The organism is Microbacterium sp. NPDC077184, assembly GCF_040687055.1.
Lineage (GTDB): Bacteria > Actinomycetota > Actinomycetes > Actinomycetales > Microbacteriaceae > Microbacterium.
Genome location: NZ_JBFBMM010000008.1, coordinates 42816 through 61845, shown reverse-complemented (window position 1 = coordinate 61845; position 19030 = coordinate 42816). Strand labels below are relative to the sequence as shown.

The following is a 19030-nucleotide window of genomic DNA, read 5'->3' as shown; positions in this document are numbered from 1 at the left end:
ATTTTGCGCCAATTCATCGCGCGTGATCCGGTCAGGTGGAAAGGTGGGCGCACCGTATCGATCGATGGAGAGGATTCGAGATGTCGACGACGACACCGCGAAGCGCCCTGCGCGTCGCGCTCATCGGCACCGGCTTCATGGGCCGCGCGCACGCGCAAGCCTGGCGCACCGCTCACCGGTTCTTCGACCTGGCCCGTGAGCCGCAGCTTGCCGTCGTGGTGGGCCGCGACCCGGAGCGCACCGCCGCCGCGGCGGCCGAGTTCGGCGCCGAGGGGTGGAGCATCGACTGGCGCGAGGTGATCGACCGAGGTGACATCGACGTGGTCGACATCTGCACCCCCGGCGACACCCACGCCGAGATCGCCACCGCCGCGCTCGAGGCGGGCCTCCACGTCCTGTGCGAGAAGCCCCTCGCCAACGACGTCGCCGAGGCCGAGGCGATGGTGGCGGCTGCGGATGCGGCGGCCGCGGCATCCGGCGCGGTGAGCATGTGCGGGTTCAGCTACCGCCGTACTCCCGCTCTCGCGCTGGCTCGACGCTTCGTCCAGGAGGGGCGGATCGGCGAGATCCGGCACGTGCGCGCGCAGTACCTGCAGGACTGGCTGAGCGATCCGGATGCCCCCTACACGTGGCGCCTGGACCGGGAGCGCGCCGGGTCAGGCACTCTCGGAGACATCGGAGCGCACTCGATCGACGCCGCCCAGTGGATCACCGGTGATGCGATCACGCGCGTCTCGGCGACGATGCAGACCTTCGTCGAGACCCGACCGGTGCTCGGCGAGCAGGTGGGTCTCGGCGGACGAGCAGCGCAGGGAGCTGCGCGCGAGCGGGTGACCGTCGACGACGCCGTCGCCTTCACCGCGCGCTTCGCGTCCGGGGCGATGGGGGTCTTCGAAGCCACGCGGCTGGCGACGGGTCACCGCAACTCCAACCGCATCGAGATCAACGGCGACCGGGGCTCCGTCGCGTTCGACTTCACCCGCATGAACGAGCTCGAGTACTACGACGCCGCCGATGATGCGGGGGCCCAGGGATTCCGCCGCATCCAGGTGACCGAGGCCGAGCATCCCTACACGGCGGCGTGGTGGCCGGCCGGTCACGGACTCGGATACGAGCACCTCTTCACCCACCAGGTGGTCGATCTCGTCCGCGCCATCGCCGGAGAGGGACCCGCCGAACCCGGCTTCGCCGAGGCGGCGGGCGTGCAGCGGGTCCTGGCCGCGGTCGAGCGCAGCGCCCACGATGACAGCCGCTTCACCGCCGTGGAGCCGGCACCGCCCACACCGTCCTACCAGAAGGAGCCCCTCTCATGACCTCCCGCCGTGCACTCGTCGTCCGCGGAGGCTGGGACGGGCACAAGCCCGTCGAGGCCACCGAGCTCTTTCTGCCGTTCCTCCGCGACAACGGGTTCGACGTCACCGTGTCCGGGACCAACGACGTCTATACGGATGCCGACCTCATGGCCGCGACCGACCTCATCGTGCAGAGCGTGACGATGTCGGAGATCTCGCGCGAGGCCTTCGCCGGCCTTCGTGACGCCGTGCGCGCCGGGACCGGGCTCGCCGGCTGGCACGGAGGGATCGCGGATTCCTACCGCATGGAATCGGACTACCTCCACCTCATCGGCGGCCAGTTCGCGACGCATCCGTCGAAGGCGCCCGAGGAGTGCGGCGCGGGCGAGTCCGACAACTTCCTGCCCTACACGGTCGAGATGACCGAGCTCGGCCGCACCCACGAGATCACCGCGGGGATTGCCGACTTCCCGCTCGACACCGAGCAGTACTGGGTCCTGCACGACGACCTCATCGACGTCCTCGCCACGACCACGCACCCCGTCCAGCCCTACCACCCGTGGCATCGGCCGGTGACGTCCCCGGCGGTGTGGACGCGCCACTGGGGTGACGGCCGCATCTTCGTGGCGACGCCGGGGCACTCCCCGGAGGTCCTCGCCGATCCGAACGTCCGCACCATCGTGGAGAGGGGGATGCTGTGGGCAGCCCGCACCGCGTAGGCATCGTCGGACTCGGGGTCATCTCGGGTCAGTACCTCACCACCTTCGCCGGCGTCGCCGGCATCCGCATCACCGCGGTCGCCGACCTCGACGCCGCCCGCGCCGAGGAGGCGGCCGGCCGCATCGACGGATGCCGCGCCCTCTCGGTGGCGGATCTCCTCGCCGACCCCGAGGTCGACACGGTCCTGAACCTCACGATCCCGGCCGCCCACGCCGAGATCGCTCTCGCGGCTCTCGCGGCGGGGAAGAACGTCTACGGCGAGAAGCCGCTGGCGGCGATCCTGCCCGACGCGCAGCGCATCATGGACGAGCGCGGTGACGCGTGGGTCGGCGGTGCTCCCGACACGGTGTTGGGGACCGGCATCCAGACGGCGCGCGCCGCGGTGGACGAGGGGCTCATCGGGCGCCCTCTCTCGGCGACGGCGACGTGGGTGTCGGCCGGGCACGAGGCGTGGCACCCGCATCCGGACTTCTACTACCGCGAGGGCGGCGGGCCGCTCATGGACATGGGGCCGTACTACCTGACCTCGCTCGTACACCTCCTCGGTCCGGTCGTCCGCGTCACCGGGGTGTCGCGGCGCGCGCGGGACGAGCGGACCATCGCCACCGGCCCGCGCGCCGGTGAGCGGATCCCGGTCGAGGTCGACACGCACGTCACCGGCGTCCTGGAGCACGCGTCGGGGGCGGTGTCGACGGTGGTGTTCAGCTTCGACGCCGTGCGCAGCGAGGCGCGACCGCTCGAGATCCACGGCGAGGAAGGGTCGCTCACCCTCCCCGACCCGAACATGTTCGACGGCGAGGTCGCCCTCGCCCGTCGGGGGTCGGAGTGGCAGACCCTCCCGGTCGCGGCGGGCTACGCCGACGCCGGCCGCGGGATCGGGCTCATCGACATCGTGCGCGGCGGTCGCGGTGCGGACGGCTCGGTGGCCCTCCATGTGCTGGACATCATGAGCTCCCTGCTCGAGTCCGGCCGCCGGGGTGCCCCGCTCGACCTCGTGACGACCGTCGCGCGCCCGGCGCTCGTGCCCCTCACTCCCCGGGAGGTGTGGTCCCGAGAGGCCTGAGCGGATGCCGCGGTGAGAGGATCGGAGGATGGAAGCCGACGCACGCGAAGAGCTCCGGGCGCTGCGCGCGCGGGCTTTCGGTCCGGGCGCCGACATCCACGACGACCCCGTCGCCCGCGAGCGTCTGCGCGAACTCGAGACGCTGGTGCAGGAGCGGGCGCGCGAGCGGGCGGATGCCGCGTCCCCGCCGGTCGCGGAGCCCGAGGGACCCGAGGAGCCGCCGGACGGGTCCGACGCCGGTCGTGAGCCGACGCCGCAGGAGCCCGCCGCTGAGCCCCGGTCGCCCCGGCGGATCTCCGCGGGGTGGTGGGCGGCATCCGTCGTCGCGGCGTTCGCCGTGGGCGCGGCAGGTGCCGTCGCGGTCACCGCGGTGAGTCAGGGTGCGAGCGGGGCCCAGGTCATCGCGTCGCTCCCCCCGGAGCCCGAGGTCCCGTGGCCCCGATTCCTCGGCGCCGAAACGGGCGACTCGACCTCGTTCCGCGAGTTCTACGGGTTGGCGACGGTCAGCGCGGAGCGCTCCTGGGGCGGGCCGGGGTCCGATCGCTGCCTCATCGTCTTCCAGACCGTCGAGGCGGACATGGTGGGCTCCGGTGCGGGGTATCAGTGGGCCTGCGGTACACGCTCGTTTCCCCCGAGTGTGCAGTTCGAGGTGGGGTCGTCGAACTCGCTGCCGGATGAGTTGCGGGCGCGCTTCCCCGCGGGGACCGAGCTCCAGTTCACATACGTCCCCTCACCTCGGGAGGACGTCGACGCCCCGCGCGTCGAGATCACGGAGATCCCGCCCGCCGACGACGCCGACGCGCAGGAGTGAGCTCAGACCCCGTCGAGGGCGGGCAGCAGCACGAAGACGATCTCCTCGACCTCGCGGCCGAGTCCGGGCGCGAACGACGTCGTCCGTGAGACCTCGGTGAAGCCGTTGTGGCGGAGCACTTCGACCGAGCCCGCGTTGTGCGCCGCGCACCGCGCGAACAGCGGGCGCACCGGCTCGAGCGACACGAGCTGGCGTAGCGCCTCCGTCGCGATCCCGCGGCCCCAGACCTCCCGTGCGGTCCAGAAGCTCACCTCGCGGTCGCCGTCGACGGTGAACGCCGCGACCGTCCCGGCGAAGGAGCCGTCGGCGACGATGATCCGCTGGATCACCTCGTCGCTCGCGCGCTGACGGGCCATCCACGCGTCGAACTCTTCCCGGGAGTCGGGATCGGATGCCGTGAACGCGGCCTGCTGAACACCGTCGGGATCGCGCATCATCGCGAAGACGTCGTCGAGGTCGTCGTCGGTGAGCGGGCGCAGCTCGATGTGGGTCACGGGGACACCGTACTCAGAGCCATCCCCGCGCAGAAGGGGACTCCCGCGCAGATGGGAGTTGTCGATACCATGTGCGTGTCACGCTTCGGCGTGGCCTATCCGGGGGGATCCGTCGGCGCCCGGGCTTGGAGCATCGCTCAGCCCGGGCGTTCGATGGGAACGCGACCAGCCCACGCGTTCTGCAACATTTCCGTCACTGTGCGACACCCCCCTCGCGGGCCGGGCGTCGCTTCGTTAGCGTGGAACCGCTCCGGCGCGCACGGCGGCGGACGATGAAGAACGGCATGGAATGAGCACGCAGGGCACCGTCAAGTGGTTCAACTCGGAGAAGGGCTTCGGGTTCATCGCACCCGACGAGGGCGGTGCTGACGTCTTCGCCCACTACAGCGCGATCGAGGCCAGCGGCTACCGCTCGCTCGAGGAGAACCAGCGCGTCGAGTTCGAGATCGCCCAGGGCCCCAAGGGCCTGCAGGCGGAGAACATCCGCCCGCTCTGATCTCGAGCGCCCCGCGGGGCGCTCAGGGTGATCTCGCGTCCCGGGCGGGGCGCGATCAGGAGCGGTCGCCGCGCACGAGCTCCAGACCCGCGCCGGCGAACTGACGCAGCGTCGCGTCCGGCAGGAACGCGCGCGTGAGCGCCGGTCCGATGCGGGCGAGGTCGCTCTCGTCGCGGAAGAGCAGGTACATGGTCTCGTACCGCGGGTGGAACTTCTCCTTGAAGCGGTGCAGTGACCCGAAGCTGTAGACCGGCTCGAGCATGTCGGCGAGCTTGTCGCTGAGGACGGCGATCATGCCGGCATCCGGCGGATAGTCGTGCGCGAGGGGCGCGCCCGAGAGCGACATGATCTCCGCGCCCTCCTCGGAGAAGAGCTTGGCCGACGAGCCGATGAGGAACTCCATCACCGGACCGAAGCCGCCCTCGCGCCGGCGCATGAGGTCGAGCGTCCACCCGCGTACGGCGCCGTCGCCGCCGTAGACCGGCAGCCACGACAGGAACCCGTCGACGTCGCCCTCGGGCGAGATGGCCAGGGCGAGTCGCACCTCGGGGTCTTCGGCCTCCACGAGCGTTCCGAGCGTGAATCCCATCTCGGGGAGTCCCTTGTCACCCACCCACATCTCCGAGATCGCGCGCAGCTGCTGACGCACGCCCCAGCTCTCGTCGGCGAGGCGCGTCATCCGGAACGTCATCTCCTCGCGCCCCGCGCGGTTGAGAGAGGAACGCACCGAGTTCCACTGCTTCCCGGTGAACGCCAGCCCCGGCAGGTCGACGATGGTGTCGTCGGCGACGACGATGCTCCGCCACGTCGCCGGGACCGCCGCGCGGGTGGCCTCGTCGGAGCTGAAGAAGCACGGCACGAGGCCCGCCTCCTCCGACATCCGGATGAATTCCGTGACGGATGCCGCGCGGGTCTCGACCGGACCGAGGGGGTCGGCGAGGGCCAGGGCCACCCCCGAACGACGCTGGTGGGCGACCATCCCTCCCGACGTCCGGGCGTACGCCATGCCGTCCCACGTGGTCATCCACGACAGCGTGCCGCCACCCGACGAGCGCAGCATCTCCTTCGCGGCGTCGGCATCGGGGGTGGGGCTGAGGCCCAGGCGCGACCGACGACGGGCGCGGAAGGCGCCGCGGACGATCACGAGATAGATCAGCATCCCGAGCCACATCAGTCCGCTCGTGAGGGCGAGCTCGGTCTCGCCGTCGATCACACCCTCGACCTGCTGTTCGGTCGCGATGATGATCGCGGCGACCACGACGGCGCCGAGGAGGACGTTCAGGCTCGCGAGGATGATCGTCACCACCCACGACCAGCGCCGTCCCCGGCGGAGGCCGTTCGCGACGAACAGGATGATCAGGGTGTCCACGGCGACGTCGATGAAGCCTCCGGAGACCGCCTCCGTGGGCCCGAACAGCCCGTTGGTCGGAATGAGGATCGTGATGATCTGGATCGCGCCCAGGACGACGACGCCGAAGAAGGCGATGAGTCTCTGCTCTCGCACCGTGGTGCGCCGGAGCTTCAGCGACCGGTCGACGGCGAGGATCAGGATCACGGCCAGGAAGTGCTCGAGGTCGGCGAGAGACCCCCAGAAGAGCAGCGCGATGAAGACGAACGAGAAGACGACCAGCCAGCCGCGCACCCGCCACGGCGGGCGGAGCAGGCCCACCGCGGCGGCGATGCACGCCATCGTGCCGCCCGACGCGCCCACGTCGAGGGCCTGCGCCTGCGCCTGCGCCCACTCCCACGGGGTCAGTGACAGCACCGACAGAAGAAGCGCCGACGCGAGGACGGCGAAGAGCTGGCCCACCCAGAAGTAGGCCAGTGCCGCGCGCGAGCCGCGGCGGAACTCGAGGTAGGCCATGCCGACGAAGCTGCTGATGGTCAGGATGTACACCCACGGGTGATCGACGAAGAAGGTGCCGATCACCGGTGTCCACCAGCGGCCTTCGGCCAGAGCCGGGAGCCCGTAGGCGACGACGTCGAAGGCGGGCGCGTCCACGAATGCCGACCACAGGCCGCCGAAGACCACGCCGACGACGAGGATCAACGCCACCAGGGTCAGCGTCGCCGGGATGCGGCGGACGACCGTGAGGACGACGGGGGGCGACTTCGGGGACGCTTCCTCGCTCATGGGCATCACCCTAGCGAGATGCGCCGGTCAGCGTCCGTCGAGTCGGGCGTGATCGGCCAGGGCCGCGGCGTCCTCCGCGTCGCGGAGAGCCCGCCGCGCGGCATCCAGGGCCGTCACCGGATCCTGGGCCTGACGGGCGTCGGCGAGCTCGCGCTGGGCACGCAGCAGGCGGGCGCGCGCATCGGCGCCGGCGCGCGTGTGGGCGATCGCCGCTTCGCCGCGGGCGACGGCGCCGCGGGCGGAGGCGAGGGTTCCGGGAAGAGCGGTACGGGCGCTCCGCAGTCGCTGCTGCGACGTCCGCGCGTCGCCGAGGGCGAGGTCCAGTCGATCCCGGAGCCGCGCCACCCGATCCACCGTCGCCGTCGGCGTGCGCTCGGCGGTGGCGTCGAGTGCGTCGATCCCGTCCTGCACCGCGCGGATCTCCGCGCCCAGCCGCTCGGCATCCGCGGGCTCCAGCGCATCGCGCGTGGTGACCGCCTGACGCACCGCGGACCGCGCGGCCTCGAGCTCCCCGCGGACGGCGGAGGCGGCCTGCAGCGTCAGGCGGTGGGACTCCTCGAGGATGCGCGCCTCGGTCTCCGCGGCGCGGATCGCCCGCTCGGCGGCGGCGAGATCGGCCAGCACGCTCACGGTCGGGTCGCCGAGGCCCTGCTCGGCCGCGGTGAGCGCCTCGTCGGCGCGGTGCGCGGCGGACGATGCCTCCCGGGCCGCGTCGGCGGCGGCGCGCCACTCGCTCTCGTCGAAGCGACGGGACAGCTCGGCCACGAGCGCGCCGGGGTCGCCGATCGTCGCGCGGAGGGTGGTGAGCCGCTCGCGCGCGGCGCGCACCTGGTCGGCGGCGGAGACGTTCTGCCGCACCCACGCGGCGTGCTCCGCGCGGGCGGCCTCGATCCGGCCGAGCGCTTCGCCGCTCCGGCGCTGGATGCGCTGGCTGGCGCGGCGGATCTCGTCCGGGCGGAGGTCGGCCCGCGAGAGCGCGGCGTACTCCGCGAAGGCGTCGTCACGCACGTGCTGCGCCGTCAGTCGCGCCCGGCGGAGGCTCGTCGGCGCGGTGCCGCCGTAGAGCGCACCGGAGAGCCCGAGCTCGAGGTCGAGCTCGTCCACCGCCTCGTCCAACCGGACGAGGTCGGTGCCGGCCTGCGTGCGCAGCGCGTCGGCGGCGGCACGGGCGCGGGGCGAGCGTCGCGCCCGCCGCAGGGCCCAGACGAGGATCACCACGCCCAGGACCGCGATCCCGAAGACGACCACCGAGGGGAGGAGGGCGTCGACGATCTCGCGGACATCGTCAGGCATCGGCATCCTCGACGAGCAGCAGCCGCCGGAGCGCGTCGACGTCACTGACGACCGCCTGCGCGCCCTCGGACTCATGGGGCCAGCTGAATCCCCACGTGACGAAGACGACCGGGATGCCCTGGATGCGTCCGCCGTCGATGTCGTGATGGCGGTCGCCGATCAGCACCGGCCGCGACGTGTCGACGCCGGATGCGCGCAGGCGCCGCAGCGCCTCGGCGATGATGTCGGACTTGGCGCTCAGCGTCTTCTCGTCCTGCGTCGCGCCGACGATCGCGGTGAAGGCGGGCGACAGATCGAAGTGATCCATGAGTGCGACGACCTGCACCTCGGGCTTCGAGCTCGCCGTCGCCTGCGGGATGCCGGCCGCGGCGACGTCGTGGATGAGGGTGTCGACGCCCTCGAAGACCCGGGCGCCGGTGGTGTACCCCTCCTGCTTCGACAGCGAGCGGTAGAACGCGACGGCCTCGGTGGACTGCGCCGGCGTCATCCCGACGTTCACCTGGAAGGACTCGTACATCGGCGGGCCGATCCAGTGCACGAGCTCGTCGCGCGTGGGGGCCGGGAGACCGAAGTGCTCGAGGGTGACGGTCAAGCGGTGGAGGATGCCGACCGAGGCGTCGACGATCGTGCCGTCGACGTCCCACAGCACGCAGGTCCAGGGAGAGCGGGAGGGCATGCTCTCAGCCTATGGGCGTTCGGCGACCCGGCTCGCGTCAGAAGAGGCGGAGGTGCCCCGAGTCGACGCCCTTCATCCCCTCGTAGTCGAGGGTGACGCAGCGGATGCCGCGATCCGCGGCGAGGACCTTCGCCTGCGGCTTGATCTCCTGGGCGGCGAAGACGCCGGTCACCGGAGACAGGTGCGGGTCGCGGTCGAGCAGCTCGAGGTAGCGCGTGAGCTGCTCGACGCCGTCGATGTCGCCGCGGCGCTTGACCTCGACCGCGATCGTGCCGCCGGCGGGGTCGCGCAGCAGCAGGTCGACCGGACCGATGGCGGTGGGGAACTCTCGGCGGACGAGGGTGAGGCCGTCGCCGATCACCTCGACCTGCTCGGCGAGGAGACGCTGCAGATCGGCTTCGACGCCGTCCTTCTGCAGGCCCGGATCGACGCCGAGCTCGTGCGACGAGTCGTGCAGCACCTCGTAGATGCGCACGAGCAGCGCATCGCCGGTCTTCGCGTGCGTGACGCGCCAGTACTCCTGCACGCCCGCGGCGGCGGAGTCGGCATCCGGCTCCTCGACGTCCAGACGGCAGGGCGGGCTCATCCAGTTGAGCGGCTTGTACGATCCGCCGTCGGAGTGCACGAGGAGGCTTCCGTCGCCCTTGTGGACGAGGAGGCGGGTCGCCAACGGAAGGTGAGCGGTGAGGCGCCCGGTGTAGTCGACCGAGCAGCGGGCGATGACGAGTCTCACTGCTCCACGGTACCTGGCTCGACGTCGGGGATCAGTCGCTTCCCGAGGTCGACGGTGTCATCGACGGTGTAGCCGAGGTGCTCGTAGAAGGCGACGACCGCCGTGTTGGAGCTGCGGACCTGGAGGTTGACCTTGGGGCACCCCCGGGCCTCGAGCGCGTGCTCGACATGCTCGACGAGCGCGCGACCGATTCCCGTACCGCGGGCGTCCGGGCCGGCGGCGAGGTAGTTCATCCACCCGCGATGACCGTCGTATCCGGCCATCACCGTTCCCAGTATCCGGTCGTCGTCGACGGCGACTACGAAGAGCTCGGGCTGGACCTCGAGCTTCCGTGCGATGTCCTTGCGCGGATCGTTCCACGGCCGGGTCAGCCCCACCTCTTCCCACAGCGCGACGACAGCCTCCGTGTCGTCGGGCCTGAACGCTCTGATCTGCACGAATGCCCTCCTCTGCTGCGCGGTCGCTCCGGGGCGCGGTGAGCCTAGCGCGCGCGATCTAGTCGCGCGCGCGCACCTCGTCGCGGTCGCCGCTGCGGTCGCCCGTCCGGTCGGCAGCGCCGTGGGAGCGGTGGCCGCCGCCCACGGTCGAGGTGGCCAGGGGCTTGGCGGCGCCGGAGGCGAAGCCGGACATCGCGATGAGGGCGACGATGATCCACAGGGTCGGGAGGATGCCGATCTGGTGGCTGATCCAGCCGAGCACCGGCGGGCCGCAGAGGAACGCGAGGTAGCCGATGGTCGCCGCCGCCGACACCGAGGCGGCGGCGCGCTTCGGGTCGTCCGCGGCGGCCGACATCCCGAGCGGGAAGCCCAGCGACGCCCCCGCGCCCCAGAGGGCGACGCCGACCAGGGCGATCGGGAGCGACGGCGCGAGGATGAACACCACGAGGCCGACGCCGGCGGTGACGGCGAGGATGCGCAGCGTCCACACGCGACCGAAGCGGTCGACCAGCGGACCGCCGATGACGCGGAAGACGGTCATCGCGACGGAGAAGACGGTGAGGGCGACCGCGCCGAAGGCCTCCGTCTCGCCGTGGCCGTCGACCATGGCGATGGTCAGCCAGTCATTCGCGCTCCCCTCGGCGAAGGCCATGCCGAGCATGATCACGCCGATCGCGTAGGTCCGCGGGGTCTTCCACACCGCGGCCAGCTCCGCGAAGCGCTCGCGGCGGGTCGGCGTGGGTGCGTCGTCGTCGAGCACCTCGTCGCGCTGGGGCACGAAACCGAGCGCGACGATTCCCGCGACGAAGGTCAGGATGCCCGCGAGGCCGAGGTGCCACTGCACACCGACCTGCCACGCGGCCATCGCGATGCCCGCACCGGCACCGGCGACCGTGCCGAAGGAGAAGAAGGCGTGGAAGAGGGGCATGAGGGTGCGGCCGAAGGACTGCTCGACGGCCGCCGCCTCGACGTTCATCATCACGTCGGTCGCGCTCATCCCGAGCCCCACGAGGACGAGGGCGGCGGCGGCGAGCTCGAAGGACTGCGCCACCTGCACGGCGAGCCCCACGAAGATCAACCCGAGCGCGAAGCTCGCGATCGTGGCCACCATGCCGCGCCGCGCTCCCCATCGCGCGACGATGACGTTCGCCAGCGACAGGCCGACGATCGAGGCGGCACCCATGACCAGGAGCAGGATGCCGATGCCGAAGTCGTCGGTGTCGAGCGCCTGCTTCACGGCCGGCAGACGCGAGGCCCAGGAGGCGAAGCCGAGGCCCACCACGAAGAAGATCGTGAAGATGGCGGTCCGCCAGCGCACGAGCTGGGAGCGGGTGAGGGTCTGATCCACCCGTGAAGGATATCGAATCGATTCGACCGGCCGCTACACGCTGGGTACGATCGGGGTGTGAACACGCGCCGGGCGACCATCGCCGACGTCGCCCGCGAGGCGGGGGTCTCGCCGTCGACGGCATCCGTCGTCTTCAGCGGCAAGACGCCGGTGTCCGAGGCCACGCGAGGCCGCGTCCTCGCCGCCGCCGAGTCGCTCGGGTACACGGGCCCCGATCCGCGCGCCGCTTCGCTTCGCCGCGGCCGTTCGGGAATCGTCGGGGTGGTGTTCGAGGAGTACCTCGGGGCCGCCTTCCTCGATCCGGTGAAGACGCTGATGATGGACGGCCTCGCCGACGGGGTGGCGCCTCTCGGAGCGGGCTTGCTGCTCCTGCGCGACGACATCGCCGGTTCCGGCGCTTCATTGACCACCGCTCCGCTCGACGCCGCGGTCCTCATCGGCTGCAGCGGCCATCTCCGTGCCTCGCTCGACGTCGTCCGCGCGCGCGGCATCCCGGTCGTCGTGGTGGAGGGGGATGCCGGAGACGACGTCCCCCGGATCGGACTCGACAACCGCGAGGCCCAGCGCCAGGCCGCCAGCCACGTGTGCGCGCTCGGACACCGCCGGGTGGCCGTCGTCGCGCTGCCGCTGTCGGCCGGATGGGAGCGCGGGTGGATGCCCGCCGACGCGCGGATCACGGTCGACGTCACGCGGGAGCGCTTGGCCGGTGCGCGGGAGGTCTTCCCAGATGCCCGGGTGTGGGCGGCCGCGGGCAGCTTCATCGCCGAAGGGCTCGAGGCCGGGCGCGCGCTGTTCGCCGACCCGACCGATCGGCCGACGGCCGTCCTCGCTCAGAGCGACCTGCTCGCCGCCGGCGTGATCCGTGCGGCGGAGGAGGCGGGGCTCCGGGTCCCCGACGACGTCAGCGTCACGGGATTCGACGGCATCGCCGTGGACGGTCTCGCCCCCTACGAGCTGACCACCCTCCATCAGCCCTCGGCCGAGAAGGGCCGCGCCGCCGGGCGTGCCGTCACCACGATGATCGAGGGCGGACAGGCGGCGTCCATCCAGTTCACGTGCACATTCCGCGAGGGCAATACCACCGGTCCTGCGCCGGAGTCCGCCGGACCCACGCGGTAGACTCTCCCTCAGACCCCGATCGCCCGAGCCGTGCACACCTGCCGGCCGACGACCAGAGGAGGCCGTCTCTGCTCGCCCTCCTGCTCGCCTTCGCGATCGTCCCCCTCCTCCTGCCGCTGCTGACCGCGAAGCTCGGCGCGCGCGTCTTCCTCGTCGCCGCCGTGCTTCCCCTCGCCGCCTTCGCGCACGCCGTCTGGCTCGGCCCGGAGGTGCTCTCCGGCGGCGTCCCCTTCTCGTCGTACACCTGGATCGCGCCGCTCGGAATCGAGCTGTCGATGCGGATGGACCTGCTGTCGTGGCTGATGACGCTCATCGTCACCGGCGTCGGCGCGCTCGTGATGATCTACTGCCGCTGGTACTTCCGGGGCAAGACCGACGGCCTCGGCCAGTTCTCCGCCGTCCTCCTCGCCTTCGCCGGCGCGATGTACGGGCTCGTCCTCACTGACGACCTCGTGGTGCTGGTGATGTTCTGGGAGATCACGAGCGTCCTGTCATACCTCCTCATCGGGTACTACAACAATCGTGCCGCCAGTCGGCGCTCCGCGCTCCAGGCACTGCTCGTGACGACGCTCGGCGGCTTGGTCATGCTGATCGGCGTCGTGCTGCTCGTCGTCGAATCCGGCACCACCTCGATGACGACGATGCTCTCGGATGCCCCGACCGGAATGGTCGTCGACGTCGCCCTCGTCCTCGTGCTCGTGGGGGCGCTCAGTAAGTCCGCGATCTTCCCGTTCCACTTCTGGCTGCCGGGGGCGATGGCTGCGCCCACTCCTGTCAGCGCGTACCTCCACGCCGCGGCGATGGTGAAGGCCGGCATCTACCTCATCGCCCGCTTCGCTCCGGTGTTCGCCTTCGCCCCCACATGGCGACCGATCGTCATCGGCCTCGGCGTCTTCACGATGCTGCTCGGTGGCTTCCAGGCGCTCCGCGAGACCGACCTCAAGCGCGTCCTCGCCTTCGGAACGGTCAGCCAGCTCGGCTTCCTCACCGTGATCCTGGGCTTCGGCACCCGGGACGCCGCGCTGGCCGGCCTGGCGCTCCTCCTCAGCCACGCGCTGTTCAAGTCCGCGCTCTTCCTCGTCGTCGGCGTCATCGACCGCCAGCTGTCCACCCGAGATCTCCGCGAACTCAGCGGACTCGGTCGGCAGGCGCCGGTGCTGGCGACGGTGTCGATCGTCGCGATCTGCTCGATGGTCGGCGTCATCCCGACCCTCGGATTCGTGGGCAAGGAGTCCGCGCTCGCCGCGCTCCTCACCGAGACCGAGAACGGCTCGATCTGGGGTCTCGTCGCCCTCATCGGCGTCCTCCTCGGATCGATCCTCACCGCCGCCTACGGGGCGCGCTTCGTGTGGGGAGCGTTCTGGACGAAGAAGGATGCTGACGGCGGCATGAAGACGCGGACCGAGTGGCCCCGGCCTCCGATCGGTTTCGTGGCATCCCCGCTCGTGCTCGCCGGACTCACCCTGGTCGCGGGTTTCGCGGCCCCCGCCCTCGATCGCGCCTTCGCCCTGTACGCCGATCTCTCGCCGGCGTCCTCGCCCGGCATCCCGGCTCCCGAGTACGCGGGCTACCTCGCGCTGTGGCACGGCCTCGAACCGGAGCTCTTCCTGTCGCTCGGGACCATCGCGATCGGGCTCGTGGTCTTCTGGCTCACCGCGCGGCGCGATCTCTCCGCCCGCATCCTGCCGTTCACCGCCGCCGACGTCTACAACACCAGCCTCCGAGGCATCGCCCAGCTCTCGGTGTGGACCACGAGCCTCACCCAGCGCGGGTCCCTCCCCATCTACGTCGGCACCATCTTCATCGTCCTGGTGGCCGCCGAAGGCACCGCGCTCCTCGCGAGCCCGGTCTGGCAGGCCGAGCTCGTCGCCTACCAGACACCCATGCAGCTGGTCGTCGCGCCGATCATGATCGCCGCCGGTCTCGTCGCGGTGCGGGCGCGCAAGCGCTACACCGGCGTCGTCCTGGTGTCGGTCACGGGCCTCGGCATGGTCGTGATCTTCGCCACGAGCGGAGCTCCCGACCTCGCGCTCACCCAGATCCTCGTCGAGACGGTCACCCTTATCGCGTTCGCCCTGGTCCTCCGCCGCATCCCCTCGCGCATGGGCGACCACAACGCCTCCGTCGCGCCGATCACCCGGGCGGTGATCGGCGGTGCAGTCGGCGTCACGATGGGGCTCATCGCCCTCGTCGCCACCGGCGCACGCATCCACACTCCGGTGTCGGAGAACTACCCCGACCTCGCGTACGAGCTCGGGCACGGCAGCAACGTCGTCAACGTGACGCTCGTCGACATCCGCGGGTGGGACACGATGGGGGAGCTGTCGGTGCTCGTCCTCGCAGCCACCGGCGTCGCCTCGCTCGTCTTCGTCACCCACCGCTCCGACACGCTCTCTCGCGCGATCGCGCCGCTCCCCGCCGCCTCGGGCCGTGGGCGCCGGCCGCTCGTGGAGACCTCCGAGGGAGTCCAGCCCCGGGAGACGGGATCGACCCTCGGTCGCACGGCCTGGCTCGTCGGCGGTCAGAAGGTGCGTCCCGAGGAGCGCTCCTTCATCCTCGAGGTGATCGTGCGGATCCTCTTCCACTCGATCATCCTCGTCTCGCTCTATCTGCTGTTCGCCGGCCACAACCTCCCCGGCGGCGGGTTCGCCGGCGGTCTCGTCGCGGGAATGGCCCTCGTCATGCGCTACGTCGCCGGCGGGCGTTACGAGCTCGGAGCCGCTGCTCCGACGGATGCCGGGCGCCTCCTCGGCGTCGGCATGACGATCGCCGTCGCCTGTGCGATCGTGCCCCTCTTCTTCGGCGTCGCCCCGCTCACGAGCACGTGGTGGGAGGCGGAGATCCCCGTCTTCGGCCACGTCGAGTTCGTGACCTCGACGCTCTTCGACGTCGGGGTCTACCTCGTCGTCATCGGCCTGGTCCTCGACGTCCTGCGGAGCCTCGGTGCCGAGGTCGACCGGCAGGGCAAGCAGGCCCGACTGGGGGTGAACGCCTGATGGACGCATCCCTCATCCTCATCATCATCATGGCTGTGCTGTTCGCGTGCGGCGTCTACGCGATGCTCGAGCGGAGCCTGACACGGGTGCTCATCGGGTTCCTCCTCCTCGGTAACGCCGCGAACCTGCTCATGATCATCGCCATGGGCACGCCGGGGATCGCGCCGTTCTACGGTGCCGGTGACCGCGACGAGATGTCCGATCCTGTGCCGCAGGCGCTGACGCTCACCGCCATTGTCATCACCTTCGCGATCTCCGCCTTCCTCCTGGCCCTCATCTACCGGTCGTGGCAGCTCGGGCAGGCCGACGACGTCTCGGACGACGAGGCCGACATCGCCGTGCGCGAGCGCACCGGAGACCCCGGCGAGACGATGGACGACGAGACCGAGATCGAGGACGCCGACGCGGAGGACACGACCGACTTCGTCGGGCTCGCCTCGACGCCGATCACCGTGCTCGGCAACCGCGACCTCGCAGAACTCTCCGACGACGCCGGTGTCGATCGCCCCGCCCCCCTCCGCGGCGACCGCCGCGCCGTGAGCGAGGACGACGACGCATGACCGAGATCGCCCCCGCCCTCGCGCCCCTGCTGGTGACGTTGCCCCTCCTCGGGGCGGCGATCGCCCTCATCGCCGGTCGTCACCGCCGCACCCAGGTGGTCGTCTCGGTCGTCACGCTCACCGTGGTGTGCGTGATCGCCGCCATCCTCCTCGCCGTCGTCGACGGTGGCGATCAGGCCATCGCCGTCTCGGTCGGCGGCTGGCCGATCCCGGTGGGCATCGTCATCTACGTCGACCGGCTCGCTGCGCTCCTGGTCATGGTCTCCAGCGTCGTGCTGCTCGCGGTGCTGCTCTTCTCCGTCGGTCAGGGTGCGGCGGACGGCGACGACGAGACGCCGGTGACGATCTTCCATCCGACGTATCTGATCCTCGCCGCCGGCATCTTCACGGCGTTCATCGCGGGGGACCTCTTCAACCTCTACGTCGGCTTCGAGATCCTCCTCGTCGCCTCGTACGTGCTCATCACCCTCGGCGGCACCGAATCGCGCATCCGGACCGGCGTGGTCTACATCGTCGTCTCGCTGGTGTCGTCGATCCTCTTCCTCGCCGCGATCGCGATGATCTACGCCGCCCTCGGCACGGTCAACATCGTCCAGATCTCCGAGCGGATGCCGGAGCTCCCGCAGGAGACGCAGCTGGTGCTGCACCTGCTCCTGCTGCTCGCGTTCTCGATCAAGGCGGCAGTCTTCCCGCTGTCGTTCTGGCTTCCCGACTCCTACCCGACCGCTCCGGCGCCCGTCACGGCGGTGTTCGCGGGCCTGCTCACCAAAGTCGGCGTCTACGCGATCATCCGCACCGAGACGGAGATGTTCCTCGACAACGACGTGAACACCCTCCTGCTGTGGGTGGCGATGGCGACGATGATCGTCGGGGTGCTCGGGGCCGTCGCGCAGGCGGAGCTCAAACGAATCCTGTCGTTCACGCTCGTGAGCCACGTGGGGTACATGATCTTCGGGCTCGCGATCGCGACCCCGGCGGCGATCGGCGCGACGATCTACTACATGGTCCACCACATCGTGGTGCAGACGACGCTGTTCCTCGCGGTGGGACTGGTCGAACGCCGCGCGGGCAGCACGTCGATCCTCAAAGTGAAGGGGCTGATGAAGGCGGCCCCCCTCATCGCGGTGCTCTACTTCATCCCGGCGGTCAACCTCGGCGGCCTCCCGCCCTTCTCGGGCTTCATCGGCAAGTACGCCATCTTCGACGCCGCGGCCGAGGTCGGCAGCCCGCTCATGATCACCCTCATCGTCGCCGGCATCGTCACGAGCCTGTTGACGCTCTACGCCCTGATGCGCGCGTGGAACCTCGCGTTCTGGCGCGAGGGCGAGGATTCGGTCGAGACCGACGCCCGCATCGAGTACCTCGGTGACGCGCCGGCCGCCGCCATCCAGACCGAGCGCCGCGTCATCCCGCGCATCATGACCGCGTCGACGGCCGGCATGGTGGCCCTCACCGTCGCCCTCACGGTTTTCGCCGGCCCGCTCTACGACGTCTGCACGCGGATCGGCGCCGCCCTCCTGGAGCCGGTCACGCTCGTGCAGCTGGAGGAGCAGCATCAGATCTCCACCGGCGGCGATGAGAAGACGACCGACACCGGCGAGGAGGTGACCCCGTGACCGCCCCGCCGACGCTCCCCGAGGGGCGCGCGCGCCGTGTCGCCACGATCCTGTGGCGCCAGCTGCCGTTCTTCGTCTGGCTCATCGCGCTGTGGATGCTGCTGTGGGGACAGTTCACGTGGACGGCATTCGCCACCGGCCTGGTCGCGGCGATCGTCGTCACGCGGATCTTCCGCTTGCCGCCGGTCGAGCTGTCGGGCCGGGTGAACCTCTGGTACGGCGTCGTGTTCGTGGTGACCTTCTTCCTCGCCCTCATCCGCGGCTCGCTCCTGGTGGCGTGGCAGGTGATCGACCCGCGTCGGCAGCCCGCCAGCGCGATCATCGCGGTGCCCCTGCGCATCGACGACGACCTGATCATGACGCACACCGCGGTGACGGCATCCCTCATCCCCGGCTCCCTCCTGATCGAGGTCGACCGGCCGCGCCGGATCCTCTACCTCCACGTCCTGGGAGTCTCCACGCAGCAGGATGCGGAACACCAGCGTCGCGCGGTTCAGGGCTGGGAGGCCCGGATCGTGCGGGCGGTCGGTTCGCGCGCGCAGCTCAACACCATCCGGCAGGCTGCGGTGAGCACACCGCGGCAGGGAGGGGCGTCGCTGTGAGCATCCTCATGATCGCGATCTATGCCGTCTTCGGCATCGCGGCGCTGCTGACCCTGTGGCGCGTCATCGTCGGCCTGTCGATCCTCGATCGCGCGGTCGCCTCGGACGTGCTCCTGACGCTCGTCCTGTGCGTGCTCGGCGCCGACATGGCGATCAACCACCACACGCGCTCGCTTCCGGTGATGCTCGTCATCGCCGCCATCGGCGTCTTCGGCTCGATCGCCATCGCCCGCTTCGTCGCGCGGAAGGACAACACCGACCAATGAGTCCCGAAGCACCCCTGAGCGCCCTCGACCTCGTCGCGCTCATCCTCATCCTCATCGGGGCGGTCCTGTGCCTCACCGCCGCGATCGGGCTCCTCCGCTTCCGTGACGTGCCGACGCGCCTGCACGCCGCGACGAAGCCGCAGGTGCTGGGCTTCATCCTGATCTGCCTCGCGATCGCCCTTGCCCTCGAGTCCTGGGCGGTGGTCGCCTTCCTCGTCCCCGTGGTCCTCGTCCAGCTCGCCACGGCGCCGCTGTCGGCCCACATCGTCGGCCGCCAGGCGTACCGCAACGGCACCATCGATCGGCAATCGCTGTCGATGGACGAGCTCGCGGAGTCGAAGCGCACGCCTCCGGCCGCGGGGGGCTGAGCAGGT

At 70.9% G+C, this 19030-nt stretch carries 19 protein-coding genes; 12 read left to right on the top strand and 7 right to left on the bottom strand.

Annotation, left to right across the window (positions count from 1 at the left end; translation table 11 throughout):
- Window positions 1–80 precede the first annotated feature (80 nt).
- Genes AB0O93_RS13900 through AB0O93_RS13885 form a run of 4 tightly spaced genes read left to right on the top strand, consistent with a single transcriptional unit; the run spans window position 81 to window position 3886 of the window.
- Window positions 81–1313: a Gfo/Idh/MocA family oxidoreductase gene (locus tag AB0O93_RS13900; RefSeq protein ID WP_363344338.1), complete on the top strand. Its 1233-nt coding sequence runs from the start codon at window positions 81–83 to the stop codon at window positions 1311–1313.
- A complete protein-coding gene (locus AB0O93_RS13895) occupies window positions 1310–2011 on the top strand; it encodes a ThuA domain-containing protein (protein ID WP_363344336.1) in 702 nt (233 codons plus the stop codon). The genes AB0O93_RS13900 and AB0O93_RS13895 overlap by 4 nt, the downstream gene beginning before the upstream one ends.
- A complete protein-coding gene (locus AB0O93_RS13890; RefSeq protein ID WP_363344334.1) occupies window positions 1990–3075 on the top strand; it encodes a Gfo/Idh/MocA family oxidoreductase in 1086 nt (361 codons plus the stop codon). Before AB0O93_RS13895 ends, AB0O93_RS13890 begins: the two co-directional genes overlap by 22 nt.
- 28 nt (window positions 3076–3103) lie before the next feature.
- Window positions 3104–3886, top strand: a complete 783-nt coding sequence (locus AB0O93_RS13885; RefSeq protein WP_363344332.1) for a hypothetical protein — start codon at window positions 3104–3106, stop codon at window positions 3884–3886.
- Between the two features lie 2 nt (window positions 3887–3888).
- On the opposite strand, the gene AB0O93_RS13880 is transcribed toward AB0O93_RS13885, so the two are convergent.
- Window positions 3889–4380, bottom strand: a complete 492-nt coding sequence (locus tag AB0O93_RS13880) for a GNAT family N-acetyltransferase (protein ID WP_363344330.1) — start codon at window positions 4378–4380, stop codon at window positions 3889–3891.
- 289 nt (window positions 4381–4669) lie between these two features.
- Here AB0O93_RS13880 and AB0O93_RS13875 point away from each other — a divergent pair, with 289 nt between their 5' ends.
- Complete coding sequence (locus AB0O93_RS13875) at window positions 4670–4876, top strand: cold-shock protein (RefSeq protein WP_301134333.1); 207 nt, start codon at window positions 4670–4672, stop codon at window positions 4874–4876.
- 55 nt (window positions 4877–4931) lie between these two features.
- On the opposite strand, the gene AB0O93_RS13870 is transcribed toward AB0O93_RS13875, so the two are convergent.
- The 6 genes from AB0O93_RS13870 to AB0O93_RS13845 are packed head-to-tail and all read right to left on the bottom strand — an operon-like array spanning window position 4932 to window position 11497.
- Window positions 4932–7010, bottom strand: a complete 2079-nt coding sequence (locus tag AB0O93_RS13870; protein ID WP_363344328.1) for a DUF2156 domain-containing protein — start codon at window positions 7008–7010, stop codon at window positions 4932–4934.
- A 27-nt stretch (window positions 7011–7037) separates the two neighbouring features.
- A complete protein-coding gene (locus AB0O93_RS13865; protein ID WP_363344326.1) occupies window positions 7038–8303 on the bottom strand; it encodes a hypothetical protein in 1266 nt (421 codons plus the stop codon).
- Window positions 8296–8979 (bottom strand): HAD hydrolase-like protein, encoded by a 684-nt coding sequence (locus AB0O93_RS13860; RefSeq protein WP_363344324.1) that lies wholly within the window; start codon window positions 8977–8979, stop codon window positions 8296–8298. Before AB0O93_RS13860 ends, AB0O93_RS13865 begins: the two co-directional genes overlap by 8 nt.
- Before the next feature lie 37 nt (window positions 8980–9016).
- Window positions 9017–9712: an endonuclease NucS gene (nucS, locus tag AB0O93_RS13855; RefSeq protein WP_363344322.1), complete on the bottom strand. Its 696-nt coding sequence runs from the start codon at window positions 9710–9712 to the stop codon at window positions 9017–9019.
- Window positions 9709–10149, bottom strand: coding sequence for a GNAT family acetyltransferase (locus AB0O93_RS13850; protein ID WP_363344320.1), 441 nt, complete (start codon window positions 10147–10149; stop codon window positions 9709–9711). Before AB0O93_RS13850 ends, nucS begins: the two co-directional genes overlap by 4 nt.
- A 58-nt stretch (window positions 10150–10207) precedes the next feature.
- Window positions 10208–11497 (bottom strand): MFS transporter, encoded by a 1290-nt coding sequence (locus AB0O93_RS13845; protein ID WP_363344318.1) that lies wholly within the window; start codon window positions 11495–11497, stop codon window positions 10208–10210.
- 57 nt (window positions 11498–11554) lie between these two features.
- Between AB0O93_RS13845 and AB0O93_RS13840 the strand changes: the two genes are divergently transcribed.
- The 7 genes from AB0O93_RS13840 (at window position 11555) to mnhG (ending at window position 19024) form a co-directional block, all read left to right on the top strand.
- On the top strand, window positions 11555–12616 hold the full coding sequence (locus tag AB0O93_RS13840) for a LacI family DNA-binding transcriptional regulator (RefSeq protein ID WP_363344316.1): 1062 nt from the start codon (window positions 11555–11557) through the stop codon (window positions 12614–12616).
- Between the two features lie 68 nt (window positions 12617–12684).
- A complete protein-coding gene (locus AB0O93_RS13835) occupies window positions 12685–15612 on the top strand; it encodes a Na+/H+ antiporter subunit A (RefSeq protein ID WP_363344475.1) in 2928 nt (975 codons plus the stop codon).
- Window positions 15612–16172 carry a Na(+)/H(+) antiporter subunit C gene (locus AB0O93_RS13830; protein WP_363344314.1) on the top strand — a complete coding sequence of 187 codons (561 nt, stop codon included), beginning with the start codon at window positions 15612–15614 and terminating at the stop codon, window positions 16170–16172. The genes AB0O93_RS13835 and AB0O93_RS13830 overlap by 1 nt, the downstream gene beginning before the upstream one ends.
- A complete protein-coding gene (locus tag AB0O93_RS13825) occupies window positions 16169–17788 on the top strand; it encodes a Na+/H+ antiporter subunit D (RefSeq protein WP_363344312.1) in 1620 nt (539 codons plus the stop codon). Before AB0O93_RS13830 ends, AB0O93_RS13825 begins: the two co-directional genes overlap by 4 nt.
- A complete protein-coding gene (locus tag AB0O93_RS13820; RefSeq protein ID WP_363344310.1) occupies window positions 17785–18390 on the top strand; it encodes a Na+/H+ antiporter subunit E in 606 nt (201 codons plus the stop codon). The genes AB0O93_RS13825 and AB0O93_RS13820 overlap by 4 nt, the downstream gene beginning before the upstream one ends.
- The gene (locus tag AB0O93_RS13815; RefSeq protein WP_363344308.1) at window positions 18387–18656 is read left to right on the top strand and encodes a monovalent cation/H+ antiporter complex subunit F; all 270 of its coding nucleotides are present in this window, start codon (window positions 18387–18389) and stop codon (window positions 18654–18656) included. The genes AB0O93_RS13820 and AB0O93_RS13815 overlap by 4 nt, the downstream gene beginning before the upstream one ends.
- A complete protein-coding gene (gene mnhG / locus AB0O93_RS13810; protein WP_363344306.1) occupies window positions 18653–19024 on the top strand; it encodes a monovalent cation/H(+) antiporter subunit G in 372 nt (123 codons plus the stop codon). The genes AB0O93_RS13815 and mnhG overlap by 4 nt, the downstream gene beginning before the upstream one ends.
- The last annotated feature ends 6 nt before the right edge of the window (window positions 19025–19030 follow it).